Source organism: Ensifer sp. LBL, from assembly GCF_050435225.1.
GTDB lineage: Bacteria > Pseudomonadota > Alphaproteobacteria > Rhizobiales > Rhizobiaceae > Ensifer.
In genome coordinates this window covers 294,989-313,729 of the sequence record NZ_JBNDJY010000002.1, presented here as the reverse complement: position 1 = coordinate 313,729, position 18,741 = coordinate 294,989, and the positions used below count along the sequence as shown (strand labels likewise).

19 protein-coding genes are annotated in these 18,741 nt (G+C 63.5%); 4 read left to right on the top strand and 15 right to left on the bottom strand.

Annotated features, from left to right (window positions below; translation table 11 throughout):
- Positions 1-10: 10 nt before the first annotated feature.
- Genes OKW20_RS08700 through OKW20_RS08690 form a run of 3 tightly spaced genes read right to left on the bottom strand, consistent with a single transcriptional unit; the run spans position 11 to position 2,237 of the window.
- Positions 11-1,111, bottom strand: coding sequence for an alkene reductase (locus OKW20_RS08700; RefSeq protein WP_429171532.1), 1,101 nt, complete (start codon positions 1,109-1,111; stop codon positions 11-13).
- Positions 1,112-1,170: 59 nt separating this feature from the next.
- Entirely contained in the window at positions 1,171-1,842 is a 672-nt protein-coding gene (locus OKW20_RS08695; protein ID WP_429171530.1) for an SDR family oxidoreductase, read from the bottom strand.
- A gap of 2 nt (positions 1,843-1,844) precedes the next feature.
- Complete coding sequence (locus OKW20_RS08690) at positions 1,845-2,237, bottom strand: glyoxalase (protein WP_043622571.1); 393 nt, start codon at positions 2,235-2,237, stop codon at positions 1,845-1,847.
- Between the two features lie 91 nt (positions 2,238-2,328).
- On the opposite strand from OKW20_RS08690, the gene OKW20_RS08685 reads away from it, so the two are divergent.
- On the top strand, positions 2,329-3,246 hold the full coding sequence (locus OKW20_RS08685) for a LysR substrate-binding domain-containing protein (RefSeq protein ID WP_429171528.1): 918 nt from the start codon (positions 2,329-2,331) through the stop codon (positions 3,244-3,246).
- 63 nt (positions 3,247-3,309) lie between these two features.
- Here the strand turns inward: OKW20_RS08685 and OKW20_RS08680 are convergent, their stop codons facing one another.
- Positions 3,310-4,299, bottom strand: a complete 990-nt coding sequence (locus OKW20_RS08680; RefSeq protein ID WP_429171527.1) for a GlxA family transcriptional regulator — start codon at positions 4,297-4,299, stop codon at positions 3,310-3,312.
- A 106-nt stretch (positions 4,300-4,405) separates the two neighbouring features.
- Here OKW20_RS08680 and OKW20_RS08675 point away from each other — a divergent pair, with 106 nt between their 5' ends.
- Complete coding sequence (locus OKW20_RS08675) at positions 4,406-5,023, top strand: isochorismatase family protein (protein ID WP_429171526.1); 618 nt, start codon at positions 4,406-4,408, stop codon at positions 5,021-5,023.
- A gap of 80 nt (positions 5,024-5,103) precedes the next feature.
- Here the strand turns inward: OKW20_RS08675 and OKW20_RS08670 are convergent, their stop codons facing one another.
- The 6 genes from OKW20_RS08670 to OKW20_RS08645 form a co-directional block, all read right to left on the bottom strand.
- Positions 5,104-6,120, bottom strand: a complete 1,017-nt coding sequence (locus tag OKW20_RS08670; RefSeq protein WP_043622652.1) for a LacI family DNA-binding transcriptional regulator — start codon at positions 6,118-6,120, stop codon at positions 5,104-5,106.
- 121 nt (positions 6,121-6,241) lie between these two features.
- Positions 6,242-7,522 (bottom strand): D-tagatose-bisphosphate aldolase, class II, non-catalytic subunit, encoded by a 1,281-nt coding sequence (locus tag OKW20_RS08665; RefSeq protein ID WP_429171524.1) that lies wholly within the window; start codon positions 7,520-7,522, stop codon positions 6,242-6,244.
- Between the two features lie 5 nt (positions 7,523-7,527).
- Positions 7,528-8,469 carry a tagatose kinase gene (locus OKW20_RS08660; protein WP_429171522.1) on the bottom strand — a complete coding sequence of 314 codons (942 nt, stop codon included), beginning with the start codon at positions 8,467-8,469 and terminating at the stop codon, positions 7,528-7,530.
- Between the two features lie 23 nt (positions 8,470-8,492).
- Positions 8,493-9,455 carry an ABC transporter permease gene (locus OKW20_RS08655; RefSeq protein WP_043622580.1) on the bottom strand — a complete coding sequence of 321 codons (963 nt, stop codon included), beginning with the start codon at positions 9,453-9,455 and terminating at the stop codon, positions 8,493-8,495.
- Positions 9,452-10,963 carry a sugar ABC transporter ATP-binding protein gene (locus OKW20_RS08650; RefSeq protein WP_429171520.1) on the bottom strand — a complete coding sequence of 504 codons (1,512 nt, stop codon included), beginning with the start codon at positions 10,961-10,963 and terminating at the stop codon, positions 9,452-9,454. The genes OKW20_RS08655 and OKW20_RS08650 overlap by 4 nt, the downstream gene beginning before the upstream one ends.
- A 110-nt stretch (positions 10,964-11,073) precedes the next feature.
- Positions 11,074-11,964: a substrate-binding domain-containing protein gene (locus tag OKW20_RS08645; RefSeq protein WP_077963186.1), complete on the bottom strand. Its 891-nt coding sequence runs from the start codon at positions 11,962-11,964 to the stop codon at positions 11,074-11,076.
- A 259-nt stretch (positions 11,965-12,223) separates the two neighbouring features.
- On the opposite strand from OKW20_RS08645, the gene OKW20_RS08640 reads away from it, so the two are divergent.
- Positions 12,224-12,508 carry an acylphosphatase gene (locus OKW20_RS08640; RefSeq protein ID WP_429171518.1) on the top strand — a complete coding sequence of 95 codons (285 nt, stop codon included), beginning with the start codon at positions 12,224-12,226 and terminating at the stop codon, positions 12,506-12,508.
- Positions 12,509-12,538: 30 nt separating this feature from the next.
- Here OKW20_RS08640 and OKW20_RS08635 read toward each other — a convergent pair whose 3' ends face one another.
- Positions 12,539-13,207: a TetR/AcrR family transcriptional regulator C-terminal domain-containing protein gene (locus tag OKW20_RS08635; protein ID WP_429171516.1), complete on the bottom strand. Its 669-nt coding sequence runs from the start codon at positions 13,205-13,207 to the stop codon at positions 12,539-12,541.
- Positions 13,208-13,396: 189 nt separating this feature from the next.
- Between OKW20_RS08635 and OKW20_RS08630 the strand changes: the two genes are divergently transcribed.
- Positions 13,397-14,593, top strand: a complete 1,197-nt coding sequence (locus OKW20_RS08630; RefSeq protein ID WP_043622594.1) for a multidrug effflux MFS transporter — start codon at positions 13,397-13,399, stop codon at positions 14,591-14,593.
- An 82-nt stretch (positions 14,594-14,675) separates the two neighbouring features.
- Here OKW20_RS08630 and nrdF read toward each other — a convergent pair whose 3' ends face one another.
- The 4 genes from nrdF to nrdH form a co-directional block, all read right to left on the bottom strand.
- Complete coding sequence (gene nrdF / locus OKW20_RS08625) at positions 14,676-15,650, bottom strand: class 1b ribonucleoside-diphosphate reductase subunit beta (protein ID WP_429171514.1); 975 nt, start codon at positions 15,648-15,650, stop codon at positions 14,676-14,678.
- Between the two features lie 206 nt (positions 15,651-15,856).
- Positions 15,857-18,010 (bottom strand): class 1b ribonucleoside-diphosphate reductase subunit alpha, encoded by a 2,154-nt coding sequence (gene nrdE, locus OKW20_RS08620; protein WP_429171512.1) that lies wholly within the window; start codon positions 18,008-18,010, stop codon positions 15,857-15,859.
- A complete protein-coding gene (nrdI, locus tag OKW20_RS08615; RefSeq protein WP_429171510.1) occupies positions 17,980-18,396 on the bottom strand; it encodes a class Ib ribonucleoside-diphosphate reductase assembly flavoprotein NrdI in 417 nt (138 codons plus the stop codon). The genes nrdE and nrdI overlap by 31 nt, the downstream gene beginning before the upstream one ends.
- 12 nt (positions 18,397-18,408) lie before the next feature.
- Entirely contained in the window at positions 18,409-18,630 is a 222-nt protein-coding gene (nrdH, locus tag OKW20_RS08610) for a glutaredoxin-like protein NrdH (RefSeq protein ID WP_192450207.1), read from the bottom strand.
- Positions 18,631-18,741 lie beyond the last annotated feature (111 nt).

Below are 18,741 nucleotides of genomic sequence, written 5' to 3'. Positions count from 1 at the left end.
ATTGCCGCGGTCATGCCACGCGCTCGAGTGCCGGATAGTTAGAGTAGCCTTCGGCGCTACCGCCGAAAAGCGTGGCCCCGTCGAAGGTTGCGAGCGGCAGCCCGTCTTTCAGCCGGCGCGGCAGGTCCGGATTGGCGATGAACGAGCGGCCGAAGGCGACGATGTCGGCAAGGCCGGCGGCAAGGATCGCCTCGGCCTTGTTGCGATCATAGCGGCCGGCGACGATGATGCGGCCGGAATAGGCGGCGCGCAGTTCGCGGCGGAAGTCGTCCGGGATAACGGGCGCATCGTCCCAGTCGGCTTCCACCAGATGGATATAGGCGAGACCGACGCGGTCGATTTCACGCGCGGCTTTCAGGATCGTCGGGATGATCTCGTCGTCCTCCATGTTGCGCTGGGTGATATAGGGCGAAAGCCGGATGCCGACGCGGGAGGCGCCGATCTCGCCGGCAACCGCCTCGGCGACCTCGACCAGGAAGCGGATGCGGTTTTCGGCCGGGCCGCCATAGCGGTCGTCGCGTCGGTTGGACGAGCGCCGCAGGAACTGGTCGACCAGGTAGCCGTTGGCGCCATGGATCTCGACGCCGTCAAAACCGGCTTCGATGGCGTTGGCCGCCGCCTGGCGGAAATCCTCGACGATGCCGGCGATCTCGCTCAGCGCCAAGGCGCGCGGCACGGGGCTGTCGACCATCGCGCCGATGCCGGTTTCCGGATCGGCCACCCAGACCTTTGCGTCCGGTGAAATCGCGGACGGTGCGACCGGGCTGGCGCCGTCGTGGAAACTCTCATGGCTCATGCGGCCGACATGCCAGAGCTGCAGCACGATGCGGCCTCCGGCCCGGTGCACCGCGTCGGTGACGAGCCGCCAGCCGGCGATCTGCTCGGGAGAGTGGATGCCGGGCGTAAACGAGTAGCCCTGGCCCTGCGCCGAGATTTGGGTGGCCTCGGTGACGATGAGGCCGGCCGAGGCGCGCTGAGCATAGTACTCGGCCATCAGGGCGTTGGGCACGTTGCCCGGCTGGCTGCTGCGCGCCCGCGTCATCGGCGCAAGCGCAATGCGGTTGGGCAGGGTCAGCGATCCGAGCGAGATCGGAGAAAAGAGCGATGGCATGGTGAAATCCTTGGTGAGGGGCAGTCGCCAGGCGACCGGGCAAAGCGTGGGGAGGCGCGTCAGTTGATCAGCGCGCCGCCTTCGATGTCGATCACCGAGCCGGTGACGAAGGGATTGTCGATGGCGAAGAGATGGCCTTGGGCGATATCTTCGGGTTGCCCGGCGCGGCCGGCAGGCAGGGTCGCTGCAGCGCGGTCGAACATCGCGTCGCGCGCCTCGCCGGCCATGCCGGCATAGGCTTCCGTCCGCGTCAGGCCGGGGCTGACGACGTTCACCCGCAGCGGGGCCAACTCCTTGGCCATGACCTTGGCGGTCGCTTCGAGCGCCGCGTTCATCGCCGTCTTGACGAAGGTGCCGGGGACCGTTCGGCGGGCGAGGAAACCCGAGGTGAAGGTGATCGTACCGCCGGCGCGCATGTATCGGGCAGCCTCCCGGGCGACCACGACCGATCCCCAGAACTTGATGTCGAAAGCCGCCTTGGCGGCATCGAGATCGACATCGCTCACCTTGCCGCCGGGCGCGGCGGAGCCGGCGGTCATGATCAGGTGGTCGATCGGCCCGAGCCTGCGGAAATAGGCAGCCACTGCTGCGGTATCGGCAAGATCGAGACCGGTGGCGCGGCTGGCGATCTCCACCCGACCCGGGCGCTTGGCAAGCGCCTTGGCGACGGCGGCGCCGATACCGCTGGTGCCGCCGATGACGACGGAGACAGTGGTGTCAGTGAAGGTCATGGTCATTCTCCGGGATAATGGGTGGGAACGGGTTCGGAAAAGACGGCTTCGAGCAGCGGTCCGCCGGGCGCGCGCAGGAACAGCCGGCGCTCGCCGATATCGGCAAGGTCCATGGTCGAATAGGGAATGGCGAGCCGGTCGAGTCTGGCGCGAAAGGCGGCGTAGCCTTCCAGCCGAAAGCCGACATGATCGATCGCTTCGGCCGCCCGCTCGAACCCCATGCCGCGGCTGCCGATGATGTGAACGATCGGCTTGCCTTCGGCATAGAGCCAGCAGCCGGGGATGTGTCGGATTGCGGCCGGACGTTCCCCGATGGTGAGATCGAAGACCGTTTCGAAGAACGCGCGCGTTCCGTCGATATCGGCAGTGCGAATGGTGACATGGTCGAGCTGCATCACGCGTCTCCTTTCGCTTCGGAATTTAGCGCTTGCGGCGCATCCGGATAATTGGCTTAGTTCCAAAATTATATTTCGGAGAAATCGAAAGATGCTGCTCGACAATCTGGCACTGTTCCTTCTGATCGTCGAAAAGGGCGGGCTTTCCGCCGCCGGTCGCGAGAAGGGGTTGTCGCCAGCCTCGGTGTCCGAGCGGTTGGCTGCACTGGAAGCGCACTATGGCGCTGCACTTCTGAAACGGACGACGCGGGCGATCAGCCTGACGGAGGAGGGGCGTCTGCTGGTGGACGGTGCCCGCCGGTTGCTGGCGGAGGCCGACGAACTGGAAAGCGGCATCCGTTCGGGCACGCGCACGATCTCCGGCCCGATCCGGCTGAGTGCGCCTGAGGATATGGGGCGGCGCTATATCGTGCCGATCCTCGACCGGTTTCTCGCCGAGCACCCCGACGTGACGGTCGATCTCAATCTCACCGACGGTTACCTCGACCTGGTCGGCCAGGGCATGGATTTCGCGATCCGGCACGGCGTGCTTGCCGACAGCACGCTGCGGTCTCGGCCGCTTGGGGAGAACCGGCGCGTCGTATGCGCGGCGCCGGCCTATCTCGAAGCCGTGGGGCGACCGGAACACCCCGACGATCTCTCCCGCCACGACTGCATCATCATGCGCTTCGGCGCCAATCTCGATCGCGAATGGGCCTTTCAGGTGGACGGCAAGCCGCACAGGGTGATGGTGCGCGGCCGGCGCGTCGCCAATGACGGTGGGCTCGTGGCGCAGTGGTGCCGGGATGGCCATGGCATCGCGCTCAAGTCCGTCTGGGACATCGCCGAGGACCTGGCGTCCGGTGCCCTCATCGAACTGCTGTCCGAATTTGCGGTCGGCGAGACCGGGCTTCAGATCGTCTATCCGCCGCTGAGCGTGCAGCCGCGCCGGGTGCGGCTGCTGATCGAGCGCATCGCGTCCGAGTTGGGTTCGTTCGCTGACGTTGTGGCGGGTACGAAGCGAAGCTGAGAACGGCGCTGCCGTCCATTCCTTGCACCCGGGTTGCTGCAGCCGCGGAGGCGTGCAGCACGCTTAGCGTCCGGTTTCCGCCGTGGGCCGGCTGCGGAACTGACGACGATAACTCGCCGGCGAAATGGAAAACGCCCGGGTGAAATGCTGGCGGAGCGAGACGGTGGAGCCGAAGCCGGCCATGCCGGCGATGTGATCGACGGAACAGGAACCCGTCTCGAGCAGGCGCTGCGCCACGGCGAGACGCTGCGCCAGCAGCCATTGCGTGAAGGTCGTTCCGGTCTTCTTGCGAAAATGACGGGTGAAGCTGCGCAGGCTCATGCCCGCGTGATCGGCGAGGCGCTCGAGCGCCAGCGGCTCGTCGAGATGTTCGATCGCCCAGGCGATCGTCGCTCCGAGCGGGTCGCCGCTGCCGGGGGCCGGGATTGGCGCTTCGATATATTGCGCCTGGTCGCCATGGCGGTGCGGTGCGACGACCAGCCGGCGGGCGATGCGGTTGGCGATCTCGGCACCATGATCTTTGCGCACGATGTGCAGGCAGCAGTCGATCGCCGCCGCCGTTCCTGCTGATGTCAGGATATCGCCCTCGTCGAGATAGAGCGCGTTCCGGTTCAGCGTGACATGCGGATAGGCACGCTCGAATTCATCGGCCCAGGCCCAGTGCGTCGAGGCGGCCCGCCCATCGAGCAGGCCGGCCTCGGCGAGCACGAACGTGCCGAGACAGAGACCAACAAGCCGGGCGCCGCGGGCGTGGGCTGCGCGCAGAGCCTCAATCAGGCCTTCCGGCGGCCGGTTACCGGGATCGTTCCAGGCCGGCACGACGATCGTATCCGCCTCGGCGAGGCTCGCGAGATCGTGCTCCACCTCGATGCTGAAGCCGGACATGGTGCAGATGGAGCCGGCCTTCTCTCCGGCAATCAGCAGGCGGTAACGCGGCGCGCCGAGCTTCAGGAGGTCGTCGCCGAAGACGATGCAGGGCACCGAAAGGTGAAACGGGCTGATACCCTCAAAGGCGACGATGGCGATGGTGTGCACGTTCTGGCCGATACTCATTCACTCAACTTGGCCGGAACCTATCACATATTGTCGTTCAGGCCACTTTCGCGTTGAGCCCGCTTTGACGATCTTCGCGAGCGTCGAAATGCGAAAGGAACCTCTGATGACGCAACACCCGACCATCCGCACGATTGCCGGCGCTCCGGCGCCTAAGAGCCTCGATCCCAAGACGACGGCGCTTCTGGTGATCGATTTCCAGAACGAGTATTTTGCCGGCCGCATGCCGATCCCGGACGGCGAAAGAGCGCTCGCGAATGCAAAACGGCTGATCGCGCGCGCCGATGCCGAGGGCATGAAGGTCTATCATGTCAAGCATGTCACGCCGGCCGGCAGCCCTGTCTTCGCCGAGGATAGCGAAGCCTCTGCGTTTCACCGGGACATTCAACCGGCTGCGAACCATTCGGTGGTGCGCAAATCGTCGGTCAGCGTTTTTGCCAGCACGGATCTGGGCGCGCAGTTGAAGCAGGCGGGCGTCGAAACACTCGTGATGTCAGGCCTGATGACCCATGCCTGCGTGGCCGGCGCGGCGCGCGACGCGGTGCCGCTCGGCTTCAACGTCATCGTCGCTTCGGATGCCTGCGCGACGCGTGATCTCGATACGGCTGACGGCGATGTCGTTTCGCATGCGGTGCTGCATCGCGCATCTTTGGCGACGATCGACGACACTTTCGGCGATATCCTGACGACCGATCAGGTTCTGGCGCTGCCGCGCCGATCCTGATTGTTGGGCGCGACCGGGCCTCTCTGGAGCGGACTTTTCTGAAAGGTCGCATTCGGGGAGAACGGTTCGCCCGACCCTCGCTAGGCCGACCCGCGCAGCATGATCTCGGCGCTCAGGAGAATGCGCTCGTCCTCGGGGAAGGCGCCGCCGTCGTCGGTGGTTTCCCCGAGCTTGAACAGAAGCAGCTCGATCGCCAGTCGGCCGATCTCGTTGTAGTTCTGCGCCACAGTCGTCAGCGGCGGGCAGGTGTAGCGCGACAGCGGATGATCGTCGTGGCCGGCGACACGCAGGTCCGCGTCGGCATCGCGTCCGACCTTGAGGCCCGACTGGAAGGCGGCGGCGATAACGCCGAAGGCGACGCGGTCGTTGGCGCAGAGTACCGTCTTTGTCGGAAAGCCGCCGGCGCCGAGGATGCGCAGGGTCTCGTCGAAGCCGAATTTTTCAAAATCCCAGGCGGCGTTCGGTGTGGTTTCGACCAGCGCCGGCTCCATCTTCAGCTGCTGCATCGCCTCCAGATAGGCGTCGCGCCGGGCGATCGCGTTGTTGTTGACCGGCGGCATGCCGAAGTAGCAGGGCGGACTGCCGGAGCGGCAGAGATAGTCGACCATCAGCCGGAAGCTCTGGCGGTTGTCGGTGCCGACGAAGGAGGAGCTGTCGTCGAGTGGCGAGTCCACGTAGATCAGCGGAATGCTGGCGCCGAGCGTTGTCAGCGTCTTGTGATGCGACTGCACGCCGAGCGGGGCGATGATGGCGCCGGCGACGTTCATCGACTTGAAGGTCTCGATCGCCCGTTCCTCCATTTCCGGCCGCCCGTCGGAGGAGAGCACGAAGGCGAGGAAACCCGCCTGGTTGGCGATGTGTTCGATCCGGCGCGTCAGCGCCATGTAGAAGGGGTCGGTCGAGTTCGGAACGATGACGCCGAGGATGTTGGTGCGGCGGCGGTTGAGGTTGACGGCGAAGATGTTCGGGCGAAAGCCCGACTGCTTGATCGCCGCCTCGATGGCATCGCGGGTCTTCTTGCGGACCGAGCCTGGATCATTGAAGTATTTGGAGACCGTCGGGCGCGACAGGCCGACGAACTCCGAAAAATCCTCCATGGTCTTGATCTGTCTGTCCACGGTCGCTGTGCCCCATATTGTTTTGATTTCGTTTATAGGTTCATTTCGAGGGGATAGGCAGTACCGGCTCGCAAATATTCACCGAACAGAGGGCCGGCCGCTAAGCGCGGCAGGCCATGAAATAATCCTCGAGAACCCGGTCGACGGCAGCAAGTGCCAGCGGTTTTGCTTGAGCGGCAACTTCGCCGTCGCGCACCCGCTCGTAACTGCCGGGGAGATATTGGCTGATCAGCGTTTCCGGGATCGTCACGCCATCGAGCAACGCCAGAAGTTCTTCGACCGCTGCCGCGACCTTCGGGTGCGGCCAGTAATAGCGGATGCGGTCGCTATAGGAGAAATGCCGCTGCAGTCGCTGGGCTTCTGCCGAGCCGTGGTAATACTTGCCCCAGTTGGCCGGCTCCTCGCGCATCACGTCCTCGGTGACCGCCGCCAGCGTCTGCTTGCGGGCGTCCGGAAAGAGGAAGGCGGCGATCTGGTCGAGGCCGTAAAGCGCTTCGCGCAGAGCGAAGGTCAGGCCCGGGCCGACCTTCAAGATGGCAAAGCCGTCGGAAACAAGATCGCGCAGCGCCTCCGGCGTCTGGTAGTCGGTCGAATGCGCCTCGAAGACGACGCCGTCGAGCTGTTTCAGGCTGGCGCTGAGCTTGGCGGCCTTTGCCCTGTCATAGGCGATGACATTCTCGTTGCCGAATTCGACGCCCGGCTGGACCACAGCGCCGACGACGCGTCCGAAAGCGTCGGCAGCGCCGGCCTTTTCAAACGCCTGGCGATGAATGGAGACGGTCTCGATCGCCGCCTCTGGTGCGGTGACTTCCAGCGTGTCGAGTTCTTCCAGTGCGCCGCCCGGAACCGGCACTTCGGTGCCGATGATATAAACGGGGGCGGTGCCATCCTCGCCGCGAAGGGCAGCTTCGGCGGCGGCGGCCAGACGCGCGGCGCGTTCTGCGGTCATCGCATCGGGCAGCGCCACCGGCTCGCCGGCGCAGCCCATGCTGGTGTCCAGATGCAGCTTGGTGAAGCCGGCCTTCGCATAGGCCTTGATCATCGTCTCGGCCTTGTCCATCGCCTCATCTGCCGGCAGGTGCTTCCATGGGTTCGGGCCGAGATGGTCGCCGCCAAGGATGATCTTTTCCTTCGGGAAGGCGACGCGATCGGCGATCTCGGCAACGAAGCGGGTGAAGTCGGCGGGCGTCATGCCGGTATAGCCGCCGTCCTGGTTGACCTGGTTGCAGGTCGCCTCGATCAGGAGCGCCGCGTCCTCCTTGAGTGCCCGCAGCATGGCGGCTTCGATCACCAGCGGGTGGGCCGAGCAGACGGAGGGAATGCCGCGCGGGCCGGGGCGTTCGGACCAGCGGGCGATGTCGATCAGAAGGTTCTGTTGCATGGCGGTCAGCCCTTTTTCGCGGTGATGAAGGTTTCGAGATCGGCGCGCGCCGAGGCGCCTTCCATCGGGCCGGAGATCATGACGGCGCGCGCGCCCGAGGCGTTGGCGAATTCCAGCGCTTCAGCGGGTTTGGCTCCGTTCAGCCAGAAGGTGACGAAGGTCGCACCGAAGCAGTCGCCGGCGCCGGTCGGGTCGACCTCCTCGGCGGCAAAGCCCGGATGCGAGAGCGTCGTTTCACGATCGAAGTAGCTCGCGCCCTCGGCGCCGCGCTTGACGACAACGGCCTTGATGCCGGCGGCGAGCAGTTCCGCAACGGCTTCCGCCTCGGTCTTTGCCTGCGTGAACAGGAAGAGTTCCTGTCCGCTCGGCAGGAAGAGGTCGGTCTTGGCAAGCACCGTCTGCAGCGCCTCGCGCATGCCGGGGCTGTCGAGGATTTCGGGTCGAAGGTTCGGATCGAAAGAGACGGTGCCGCCGGCCGATTTGATGATCTCGATCGCGGCGATGATGCTCTCGACCACGCTCGGGGCGTAGAGCGACGAGCCCATTACGTGCAGGTGGCTGCAGGTTCTGACCAGCGCCCGGGTTGCCTCGTCGAGCCGGATCGTGCCGCAGGCGCTGTGGCGGATGTTGAAGACGAAGGCACGGCTGCCGTCGGCGCGATAGCGCACGAAGGCGCTGCCGGTGGTGCCGAGCGGATCGACAGCAATACCCGAGATATCGACGCCATCTGCCTTCAACCGGTCGAGGTTGACGTGGCCGAAATCGTCGTTGCCGACGCGCGAGATCATGGCCGCTGCCTGGCCGAGCTTGCCGACCTGGTCGATGAAGATCGCCGGCGCGCCCGACGGGTAGGGACCGATCAAAGGGGTCGCCTGGCGAAAGCCGTCGCCCTTTTCGGTGGCGATGATCTCCACGAGGATTTCGCCGATCGTCAGTATCTTGTGCATGGGGTTGTTTCTCTTCGGAAAGATCAGCGCTTTGCCTGCTTGGCGCGCACGTCGAGCCAAACGGCGATCAGGATCACCAGGCCCTTGACGATGAGCTGGTAGAAGTAGGGGACCGACAGCATGTTCATGCCGTTGTTCATGACGCCGATGATGAGCGCGCCGATCAGCGTGCCGACCATGGTGCCGACGCCGCCGGCAAGCGAGGTGCCGCCAAGCACGGCAGCCGCGATCGCGTCGAGCTCGTAGCTCATGCCGGCATTGGTCTGGGCAGAGAACAGGCGGGACGACAGAAGCACGCCGCTGATCGCCGCCATCACGCCCGAGATCATGAAGATGGTGATCTTCAGACGGTCGACCTTGATGCCGGAATAGACCGCTGCCTCGCGATTGCCGCCCGTCAGATAGGCGCGGCGGCCGAAGCTCGTCTTGCTCAGAAGGATGTGGTTGACGAGGAAGAGCACGGCGACCACCCAGATGATGATGGGCAGGCCGAGGAAACTCTCCGTGCCGATGGCCGTCCAGGTCGAGTTCTCGATCATCGCCGGCGCGCCGTTGGTCGGCAGGCTGACCATGCCGCGGTAGATGCCCATGGTCGCGACGGTGACGATGAAGGATGGCAAAAGCAGCTTTGCCGTCAGCACGCCGTTCAGCATGCCCATCAGGGCGCCGGCGAGAAGCGTGACGACCAGCGCCGGCGCGAAGCCGAGGCCGAAGGCGAAACATTGCGCCCCGACCATGCCGGCGACCGCAATGATCGAGCCGACCGAAAGGTCGATTTCACCGAGCAGGATCACCCAGGTCATGCCGAAGGCGGCGATCGCCACCACGGCTACCTGCTGCAGGATGTTCATGAAGTTGACGACCGACATGAAGCGCGGGTTGAGGAAGGAGAAGATGACGCAGAGCATCACCAGCGACAAAAGGATGCCGCCATACTGTTTCAGGGCACGCAGGAAGGCGGCCTGGACTTCGGATTGCTGTGTCATGATTGGAATCCCGTTGCGTGCGCCATGATCGTTTCCGGGTTGAGGTCGGCACTGGTGAGCGTTGCGCCGATGACGCCTTCGTGCATGACGACGACGCGGTCGCTCATTCCCAGAACCTCCGGCAGCTCGGAGGAGATCAGCAGGATCGCCGTTCCCTCGGCCGCCAGCTGGCGGATGATCTTGTAGATTTCGAACTTGGCGCCGACATCGACGCCGCGGGTCGGCTCGTCGAGGATCAGCACCTTGGGTCGGGTCAGCAGCCACTTGGCGAGCACGATCTTTTGCTGGTTACCGCCGCTCAAGGAGCCGGAGGGCGTATCGAGCGAGTGGGTCTTGATCGCCAGTCGGCCGACTTCCTGGGCTGCCGCCGTGCGTTCGGCGCGGCTGCGGGTGAAGCCGAGCGGGCTGGTGAAGTCGGAAAGGGCGGCCATCGAGATGTTCCAGCCGACACTGTGGCTGAGCACGAGGCCTTCTTCCTTGCGGTTTTCGGTAACGAAGCCGATGCCGCGGGCAATCGCCTCTGCCGGTGAGCGGAAGCGGACCGGTTGCCCTTCGAAGCGCACGGTGCCGGTCGCAGTCTTCATGCCGAACAGCGCGTTCATCACCTCCGAGCGGCCGGAACCGACCAGTCCGAAGAAGCCGAGGATTTCCCCGGGCCGGATGTCGAAGGAGATGTCCTCGAATTCGCCGTCGCGGGTCAGGCCATCGACGGCCAGAACCGGCGTGGCCTTCGCCTTCTGCTCGTGCGCCGGCGGCGGATAGATTTCGTCCATGCGGCGGCCGACCATCAGCGCGATCAGCGCCTCGATGGTGACGTCGTCACGGTCATGGGTGGAGACATATTCACCGTCGCGGATGACGGTGATGTCGTCGCTGAGCCGCATGATCTCTTCCATGCGGTGAGAGATGTAGATGACGGCGACGCCGCGGCTCTTCAGCCGCCCGATGATCTCGAACAGGATCTCGGCTTCGCTGTCGCTGAGCGACGACGTCGGCTCGTCGAGGATGACGACCTTGGCCTCGTGGCTGAGGCCCTTGGCGATCTCGACCAGCTGGCGCTGGGCGATCGAGAGATTGCCGACCTTCTCGCTGACGTCGATCGGCAGGCCGAGATCGGCAACGATCGCACGGGCTTTGGCGACCAGTTCCTTGTCGTTGATGAAGCCGAAGCGGCGCGGCTCGCGGGTCGCGAGAATGTTCTCGGCCACCGTCAGGTTGCTGCAGAGGCTGAGTTCCTGGAAGACGATGGCAAGCCCGAGGGCGGCGGCATCCTGCGGGTTGCGCGGCTGGTAGGGGCGTCCGTCGAGTGCGATTTCACCCGAGGTCGCCGCGTGCACGCCGGCAAGGATTTTCATCAGCGTCGATTTGCCGGCGCCGTTTTCGCCGAGCAGCGTGTGCACCCGGCCGCGCCGGACCTTGAGGCGCATGCCCTTCAGTGCCGCGACCTGGCCGAAGGATTTGGTGACGTTGTCGATTTCGAGAATGGTATCGCTGGTCGAACCAAACATGGCGGCCTCCTTCAGGTCAGCCGAGAGCAGCGCCTCCGGCCAGAGGACGGAAACGGACCCTGATGGGTGCCGCCGCCCCTGAGGTGAGGCGGCGGCTGTCCTGGGAGGACTTACTTCGCGGTGTAGACGCCCGGAACGATCGGCTGTTCGGCCGGGACGGTTTCGCCGGCGGCAACCTTGACGGCGGTGTCGACGGCCTGCTTGCCCATCTGGTCCGGGAACTGCTGGATGACGCCGACCATGACCGGGTTGGTGTCGACGGCGTCGCGGGCTTCCTTCATGCCGTCAAAGCCGATGACCTTGACCTGGGATTCCAGACCAGCAGCCTTGACCGCGACGGCGGCAGCGAGCGCCGCATCGTCGCCGAAGCCGAAGATGCCTGATATATCGGGATTGGCCTGCAGCATGTTCTGGGCAGCGGCCAGCGCTTCGGCGCGGGTGATGCCGGTCTGGATCGCGACGATCTCCATGTCGGGATGCTTGGCGATCGCTTCCTTGAAGCCGTTGACGCGGTTCACCACCGACTGGACCGTCGGGTAGTCGATGACGGCGACCTTGCCCTTATTGTCGAGGACCTTGGCCATCAGCTCGCCGGCCTTGACGCCGCCGGTGAAGTTGTCGGTGCCGATGTGCGAGGTCACGGTCGCGCCGTTGGCCGGAACGTCGACGGTGATCACCTTGATGCCGGCCTTCTCGGCCTTCTCGATCGCGGCGCGTACGCCCTGGCTGTCGACCGGCGAGATGACGATGACGTCGACGCCCTTGACGATGAAGTCTTCGACGTCGGCGAGCTGCTTGTTCAGATCCTGGTTGGCGATCGAAACCTCGAGCTTGACGTTCTTGGCTTCAGCCTCGGCTTTCATCGCGTCGGCGAGCTCGATGTAGAACGGATGCTGCTGGGTCAGCAGCGATGCGCCGATACCATCGGCGAAGGCGGTGGAGGCGAGGAGCGACAGCGCCGTGCCGGCGACGAGCGACTTCAGAATGCGGGACATGTTCATGGTTTCCTCCCTGGAAACGGCGCGGGCCTTCTTGTGTCTCAGCCAAGCTGGCGAGGCCCTCCCACCGCCGTCTTGGTGAGGCCGTAAAAACCATAAAAGTTTTCGCGCGTCAACTTTTAAAAATACACGAACAAAATATTTGAAATGTAGTGTGGAAATTTTTAGGTTGCAGTGGTCGCCTTTCCAGTCCATTTGCGGGTGGCTTGTCTTTCCGCCACCCTGCGCCAGATTGCGTGATAGACGACAAGGGAGACGAGCCATGGCTGAGGCTGATAAGACGGCGCTGGTCCGGATTCTCGGGCGTGTGCAAGGCGTTAGCTTCAGGGTCTGGACGCGCGACGAGGCGCGCAGGCTCGGTCTTGTGGGATGGGTTCGAAACGAAGCGGATGGCTCGGTGGCTGCGTTGATCAGCGGTCCGGAGGCGGCAGTCACTCTCATGCTAGAGCGTCTGCATGACGGCCCGCCGGGTGCATGGGTTTCGAAGGTCGTTGCCGAATTTGTCGACGCGCCCGAGCACATCGGTGATTTTCGCATCACCAGATAGGTCGGGATCGGTTTCTGGCGACGGGTGGCGTTAGCCCACCGAGGCCGCTGCCGGCCGGCCATAGGCGCGCAGGAACGTCTTCACCGCCCTGCGGGCGCTGATCTCCAGGTCTTCTTCGCTCGGCGTTTCACCGAAGAGCCCGCCCATCTGCAGGTCCGCCTTGATCAGCGCGATGAACTGGCGCGCTGCGAGGTCGAAATCGTCGATGTCGAGCGGCGCCACGTGGGCAAGGCGCGCAAACAGCGCCGCCAGCGCCCGGTCGGTCTTGCCCGGTCCCTGCTCCCGCCAGAACTGGAACAGATGCGGATAGCGGTTGCCCTCGGTCGAGATCAGCTTCTGGATGAACTTGGCGTCCTGGTTGCAATTGCAGTTCTTGTTGAGGCGCACGGCAAATTCGACCAGGTCTTCCTCGAGATTGTCGGCATTTTCGGGAAAGGTCGCGAGGATGGAGAAAAGCACGCCGTTCACGCGATCCATGATGTCCTGGATCACCGCCATGAACAGCGTCTCTTTCTCGCGGTAGTGATTGTAGATGGTCTGGCGCGAGACCCCGGCAACGACCGCGATCTCGTCGATGCTGGCGCCGGAAAAGCCTTCCCGACAGAAAACATCGGCCGCGGCCTCCAGGATCGAGAGGCGTTTCGCGAATTGCCCTTTCTGCGGGCGAGCGTCAGCCGAGGCCAAATCAAATTTCTTCATGGAGCGAAGATAGGCCCCATTGACGATTTAGACAATACTGTCTAATTTTACACTTGTGTCCAAATTAATGGACGAGATAGTCAGCGCAGGATGCGGTTCCCCAACGCTCTATCCTGGCACGACGATGTCTTTGAGTTTCAATCCGGGCGGCAGCGGTTCGGCTGGCGCGATTTCTGAAAGTTCATTGCCATGACAACGTCCTTCCTTCGCACGGCGATCGTGCTCGGCCTGATCTCGGCGATCGGCCCCTTTGCAATCGACATGTACCTGCCGGCCCTGCCGTCGATCGGCAAAGATCTGGCGGCCGAAAACGGCGTGGTGCAGCTCAGCCTGCTGGCCTTCTTCATCTCCTTTGCCATCTCGCAGCTGATCTACGGTCCACTCTCCGATATCTGGGGCCGCAAGGCGCCGCTTTACCTCGGCATCGGCCTCTTCACCGTCGCCAGCATCGGCTGCGCGCTTTCGACCGACATCGAAACCCTGATTGCCTTCCGCTTCCTGCAGGGCATCGGTGGTGCCGCCGGCATGGTCATCCCGCGCGCCGTGGTGCGCGACATGCACACCGGCGTTCAGGCGGCGCGGCTGATGTCGATGCTGATGCTGGTCTTCAGCATTTCGCCGATCCTCGCGCCGCTCGCCGGCAGCGCCGTCATCGGCTTCTACGGCTGGCGCGGCGTGTTCTATGCGGTGACCATTGCCGCCTTCATCGGCCTGATCCTGCTGTCGACGCAGTTGCAGGAAACCCGGCCGAAGAAGGACCGCGCCGACAGCAGCATCGCAAGCGCGCTTGCCGCCTATCGCCTGCTTCTGTCCGACCGCAACTTCCTGACGCTGACCTTCATCGGCGGTCTCGGCATTTCCGGTTTCCTCGTCTATCTCGCTAACTCACCCTTCGTGCTGATCGACCACTATGGGCTGACGCCGACGCAATATAGCCTGGCGTTCTCGATGAACGCCGTGTCGTTCTTCGCGGTGTCGCAGGCGACCGGCTGGCTCGGCGAGCGTTTTGGCCTGGTGCGCGTCATGCATCTTGCCGTCGGCGCCTTCGCGCTCACCATGGTCACGATGTTCATCGCCATGAGCCTCGGCTTCAACCAGTTGCCCGTTATGGCTGCCTTCCTCTTCGTCGGCTACGGCGTGCTCGGCCTGGTCATCCCGACCTCGGCGGTGCTGGCGCTCGAAGACCACGGCGAGATCGCCGGCACGGCGTCGGCACTGATGGGCACGCTGCACTTCGTCACCGCCGCCGTCGCCATGGTGGTCGCGACCATCTTCTTCGACGGCACGGCTCTGCCGATGGCCGGCGCGATTGCCGCTTGCGCCCTTGCCGCCTTCCTGCTGACCCAGGCCACGATCGGCCGAAGCCGGGTGGTCGCGGCAGAATAGGGGCTGTTATTGCTGAACCAAAAGGCCGGCGAGGATGTCCTCGCCGGCCTTTTGTTGTCAGGTGTGCACGGATGGACTGCGCTTAAAAATCCCAGTCCTCGTCCTCGGTCGCGACCGCCTTGCCAATGACGTAGGAAGAGCCGGAGCCGGAGAAGAAGTCGTGGTTCTCGTCGGCGTTCGGCGAAAGGGCGGAGAGGATAGCGGGATTGACCTTGCAGGCTTCCGCCGGGAACAGCGCCTCGTAGCCGAGGTTCATCAGCGCCTTATTGGCGTTGTAGTGCAGGAACTTCTTCACGTCTTCGGTGAGCCCGACGCCATCATAAAGCGCCTCGGTGTATTTCGCCTCGTTGTCATAGAGTTCGAGCAGCAGGTCGAAGGCGAAATCCTTGATCTCCTGGCGGCGCTCCTCGCTCAGACGCTCCAAAGCGCGCTGGAATTTGTAGCCGATATAGTAGCCATGCACCGCCTCGTCGCGAATGATGAGGCGGATCATGTCGGCGGTGTTGGTGAGCTTGGCGCGGCTCGACCAGTACATCGGCAGGTAGAAGCCGGAATAAAACAGGAAGCTCTCGAGAAAGACGCTGGCGACCTTCTTCTTCAAGGGATCGCCGGAGGAATACTCCGCCATGATCAGCGCCGACTTCTTCTGCAGGAACTCGTTTTCCTCCGACCAGCGATAGGCGTCGTCGACGTCAGGCGTCAGGCAGAGCGTCGAGAAGATCGAGGAATAGGAGCGCGCGTGCACCGCCTCCATGAAGGAGATGTTGGAAAGCACCGCCTCCTCGTGCGGCGTGGCCGCATCCTCCATCAGCCTGATGGCGCCGACGCCGTTCTGGATCGTGTCGAGCAAGGTGAGGCCGGTGAAGACCCGGATCGTCAGCGTCTGCTCCTCGGATTTAAGCGTCGCCCAGGAGGGGATGTCGTTGGAGAGCGGCACTTTTTCCGGCAGCCAGAAATTGCCGGTGAGCCGGTTCCAGACCTCCAGGTCCTTGTCGTCCTCGATCCGGTTCCAGTTGATGGCGCGGATGCGGCTTGTGGTTTTGGTGTGCATGTTCATGTCGTTGTCCTCTCGGGCGTAAAGCCATCTCATCCGTGCGGTGCGGGTTGCCCCTCATCCGCCTGCCGGCACCTTTTCCCCGCGCGCGGGGAGAAGGGACTAGCCGCACCGTCATGATGCATCCGTCGGCGTTGCGTGGGGCACGTCCCCTCTCCCCGCAAGCGGGGAGAGGGTTAGGGTGAGGGGCACTTAATGGGTACGGAGTGCTACAGCGCGCAGGAAACGCAGCCCTGGACCTGCGTGCCCTCGAGCGCCATCTGGCGAAGACGGATGTAGTAGATGGTCTTGATGCCCTTCTTCCAGGCGTGGATCTGGGCGCGGTTGATGTCGCGGGTCGTCGCCGTGTCGCGGAAGAACAGCGTCAGCGACAGGCCCTGGTCGACGTGCTGGGTGGCGGCCGCATAGGTGTCGATGATCTTCTCCGGCCCGATCTCGTAGGCGTCCTGGTAGTATTCGAGATTGTCGTTGGTCATGAAGGCGGCCGGGTAATAGACGCGGCCGATCTTGCCTTCCTTGCGGATCTCGATCTTCGAGACGATCGGGTGGATCGAGGAGGTCGAGTGGTTGATGTAGGAGATCGAGCCTGTCGGCGGCACGGCCTGGAGGTTCTGGTTGTAGAGGCCACCTTCGATCACTGCCCGTTTCAGGTCCAGCCAGTCTTCCTGGGTCGGGATGGCGATGCCGGCTTCCTCGAACAGCGCCTTCACCTTTTCGGTCGCCGGTAGCCATTCGGCCTCGGTGTATTTGTCGAAATAGTCGCCAGAGGCGTATTTCGAGTTTTCGAAGCCAGCGAAGCTCTTGCCCTTTTCGACCGCCAGCCGGTTCGATGCGCGGATGGCGTGGTAGGTCACCGTGTAGAAATAGATGTTGGTGAAATCGATGCCTTCTTCGGAGCCGTAGAAGATGCGCTCGCGGGCGAGATAGCCGTGCAGGTTCATCTGCCCGAGGCCGATCGCGTGGCTGTCGTCGTTGCCTTTCTCGATCGAAGGTACGGACGAGATGTGGCTCATTTCGGAGACGGCTGTCAGTGCCCGGATCGAGGTCTCGATCGTCTGGCCGAAATCCGGGCTGTCCATGGCAGCGGCGATGTTCAGCGAGCCGAGGTTGCAGGAGATGTCCTTGCCCATGTGCTTGTAGGAGAGGTCGTCGTTGAATTCGCTCGCCTCGCTCACCTGCAGGATTTCCGAGCAGAGGTTGCTCATGGTGATGCGGCCGGCAATCGGGTTTGCCCGGTTCACCGTGTCCTCGAACATGATGTAGGGATAGCCGCTCTCGAACTGGATCTCGGCGATGATCTGGAAGAAGTCGCGCGCCTTGATCTTGCGCTTGCGGATGCGGGCATCCTCCACCATCTCGCGATACTTCTCCGTCACCGAGATTTCGGTGAGCGGCACGCCATAGACCTGCTGCACGTCATAGGGCGAGAACAGGTACATGTCCTCGTTGTTGCGGGCGAGCTCGAAGGTGATGTCGGGGATGACGACGCCGAGCGACAGCGTCTTGATGCGGATCTTCTCGTCGGCGTTCTCACGCTTGGTGTCGAGGAAGCGCATGATGTCGGGGTGGTGGGCGTGTAGGTAGACAGCACCTGCGCCCTGACGCGCGCCAAGCTGGTTGGCATAGGAGAACGAGTCCTCCAAAAGTTTCATGACCGGGATGACTCCGGAGGATTGGTTCTCGATCTGCTTGATCGGCGCGCCCATCTCGCGGATGTTGGTGAGCGACAGCGCCACGCCGCCGCCGCGCTTGGAAAGCTGCAGCGCCGAATTGATGGCGCGGCCGATGCTCTCCATGTTGTCCTCGATCCTCAGCAGAAAGCAGGAGACGAGCTCGCCGCGGCTCTTCTTGCCGGCATTGAGGAAGGTCGGCGTCGCCGGCTGGAAGCGGCCGGAAATGATCTCGTCGACGAGGTCGCGGGCAAGCGCCTCGTTGCCGCGCGCCAAGGCCATCGCCACCATGCAGACGCGGTCTTCGTAGCGCTCCAGGTAGCGCTTTCCGTCGAAGGTTTTGAGCGTATAGGACGTGTAATATTTGAAGGCGCCGAGGAAGGTCGGGAAACGGAACTTCTTCGAATAGGCGTGGTCGTAGAGATCGCGCACGAAGTTGAACGAATACTGGTCCAGCACTTCCTGCTCGTAATAGCCCTCGATCACCAGATAATCGAGCTTTTCCCGCAGGTTATGGAAGAACACCGTGTTCTGGTTGACGTGCTGCAGGAAGTACTGTTTTGCCGCCAGCCGGTCCTTGTCGAGCTGGATCCGGCCCTCCTCGTCATAGAGGTTCAGCATGGCGTTCAGCGCATGATAGTCGAGCGCTGCTTCCGTCGCCTTCAGGGGGCGTTCGAGTGTCGTGACGTCCAAAATCGTTCCATCCCGTGTCTGACATTGGCGACGTCCTCTTCGGTTCCGAGAAGTTCGAACCGGTAGAGGTAGGGCACCCGGCACCTGGCCGAGATCACGTCGCCGGCGATCCCGAAGGTCGCGCCGAAATTGCTGTTGCCCGCAGCGATCACGCCGCGGATGTGAGAGCGGTTGCCCGCGTCGTTCAGGAAGCGGATCACCTGTTTCGGCACGGCACCTCGGCCATCGTCGCCGCAATAGGTCGGTACGACGAGCACATAGGGCTCCGAAACCGTAAGTGCATCCTTACTTTCCCTAAGCGGTATGCGGGCTGTGCGAAGGCCGAGTTTCTCAACGAAGCGATGGGTGTTTTCCGAGCGGCTGGAAAAATAGACGATCAGCCCCATCGCTTCTCTCCCTCAGGAAAGCGCGCTGATCATGTCCGGGCGGAACCCCGCCCAATGCCGTTCGCCGGCGACGACCACTGGAACCTGCCGGTAGCCGAGACCCTGCACGAGCGCGAAACCGTCGGAATCCTCCGAGATATCGACGATGCGATAATCGATGCCCTGACGGTCGAGCGCGCGGGTGGTGGCGGTGCATTGGACGCAGGCAGGTTTGCTGTAGACGGTGATCGACATGGGTTCCTCGTGAGGGGCTGGCAAATGGGCGCAAAAAATCGGCGGGCCGCGCGAACGCGAACCGTGGGCTTGGCGATAGGGCATGAAACATCGCTCCCCGGTCGCCTCGAC

What these genes read in the sequence shown, in the direction of transcription:
- OKW20_RS08700 (WP_429171532.1), bottom strand. Translation starts at nt 1,111, where the DNA reads ATGCCATCGCTCTTTTCTCCGATCTCGCTCGGATCGCTGACCCTGCCC.
- OKW20_RS08695 (WP_429171530.1), bottom strand. Translation starts at nt 1,842, where the DNA reads ATGACCTTCACTGACACCACTGTCTCCGTCGTCATCGGCGGCACCAGC.
- OKW20_RS08690 (WP_043622571.1), bottom strand. Translation starts at nt 2,237, where the DNA reads ATGCAGCTCGACCATGTCACCATTCGCACTGCCGATATCGACGGAACG.
- OKW20_RS08685 (WP_429171528.1), top strand. Translation starts at nt 2,329, where the DNA reads ATGCTGCTCGACAATCTGGCACTGTTCCTTCTGATCGTCGAAAAGGGC.
- OKW20_RS08680 (WP_429171527.1), bottom strand. Translation starts at nt 4,299, where the DNA reads ATGAGTATCGGCCAGAACGTGCACACCATCGCCATCGTCGCCTTTGAG.
- OKW20_RS08675 (WP_429171526.1), top strand. Translation starts at nt 4,406, where the DNA reads ATGACGCAACACCCGACCATCCGCACGATTGCCGGCGCTCCGGCGCCT.
- OKW20_RS08670 (WP_043622652.1), bottom strand. Translation starts at nt 6,120, where the DNA reads ATGGAGGATTTTTCGGAGTTCGTCGGCCTGTCGCGCCCGACGGTCTCC.
- OKW20_RS08665 (WP_429171524.1), bottom strand. Translation starts at nt 7,522, where the DNA reads ATGCAACAGAACCTTCTGATCGACATCGCCCGCTGGTCCGAACGCCCC.
- OKW20_RS08660 (WP_429171522.1), bottom strand. Translation starts at nt 8,469, where the DNA reads ATGCACAAGATACTGACGATCGGCGAAATCCTCGTGGAGATCATCGCC.
- OKW20_RS08655 (WP_043622580.1), bottom strand. Translation starts at nt 9,455, where the DNA reads ATGACACAGCAATCCGAAGTCCAGGCCGCCTTCCTGCGTGCCCTGAAA.
- OKW20_RS08650 (WP_429171520.1), bottom strand. Translation starts at nt 10,963, where the DNA reads ATGTTTGGTTCGACCAGCGATACCATTCTCGAAATCGACAACGTCACC.
- OKW20_RS08645 (WP_077963186.1), bottom strand. Translation starts at nt 11,964, where the DNA reads ATGAACATGTCCCGCATTCTGAAGTCGCTCGTCGCCGGCACGGCGCTG.
- OKW20_RS08640 (WP_429171518.1), top strand. Translation starts at nt 12,224, where the DNA reads ATGGCTGAGGCTGATAAGACGGCGCTGGTCCGGATTCTCGGGCGTGTG.
- OKW20_RS08635 (WP_429171516.1), bottom strand. Translation starts at nt 13,207, where the DNA reads ATGAAGAAATTTGATTTGGCCTCGGCTGACGCTCGCCCGCAGAAAGGG.
- OKW20_RS08630 (WP_043622594.1), top strand. Translation starts at nt 13,397, where the DNA reads ATGACAACGTCCTTCCTTCGCACGGCGATCGTGCTCGGCCTGATCTCG.
- nrdF (WP_429171514.1), bottom strand. Translation starts at nt 15,650, where the DNA reads ATGAACATGCACACCAAAACCACAAGCCGCATCCGCGCCATCAACTGG.
- nrdI (WP_429171510.1), bottom strand. Translation starts at nt 18,396, where the DNA reads ATGGGGCTGATCGTCTATTTTTCCAGCCGCTCGGAAAACACCCATCGC.
- nrdH (WP_192450207.1), bottom strand. Translation starts at nt 18,630, where the DNA reads ATGTCGATCACCGTCTACAGCAAACCTGCCTGCGTCCAATGCACCGCC.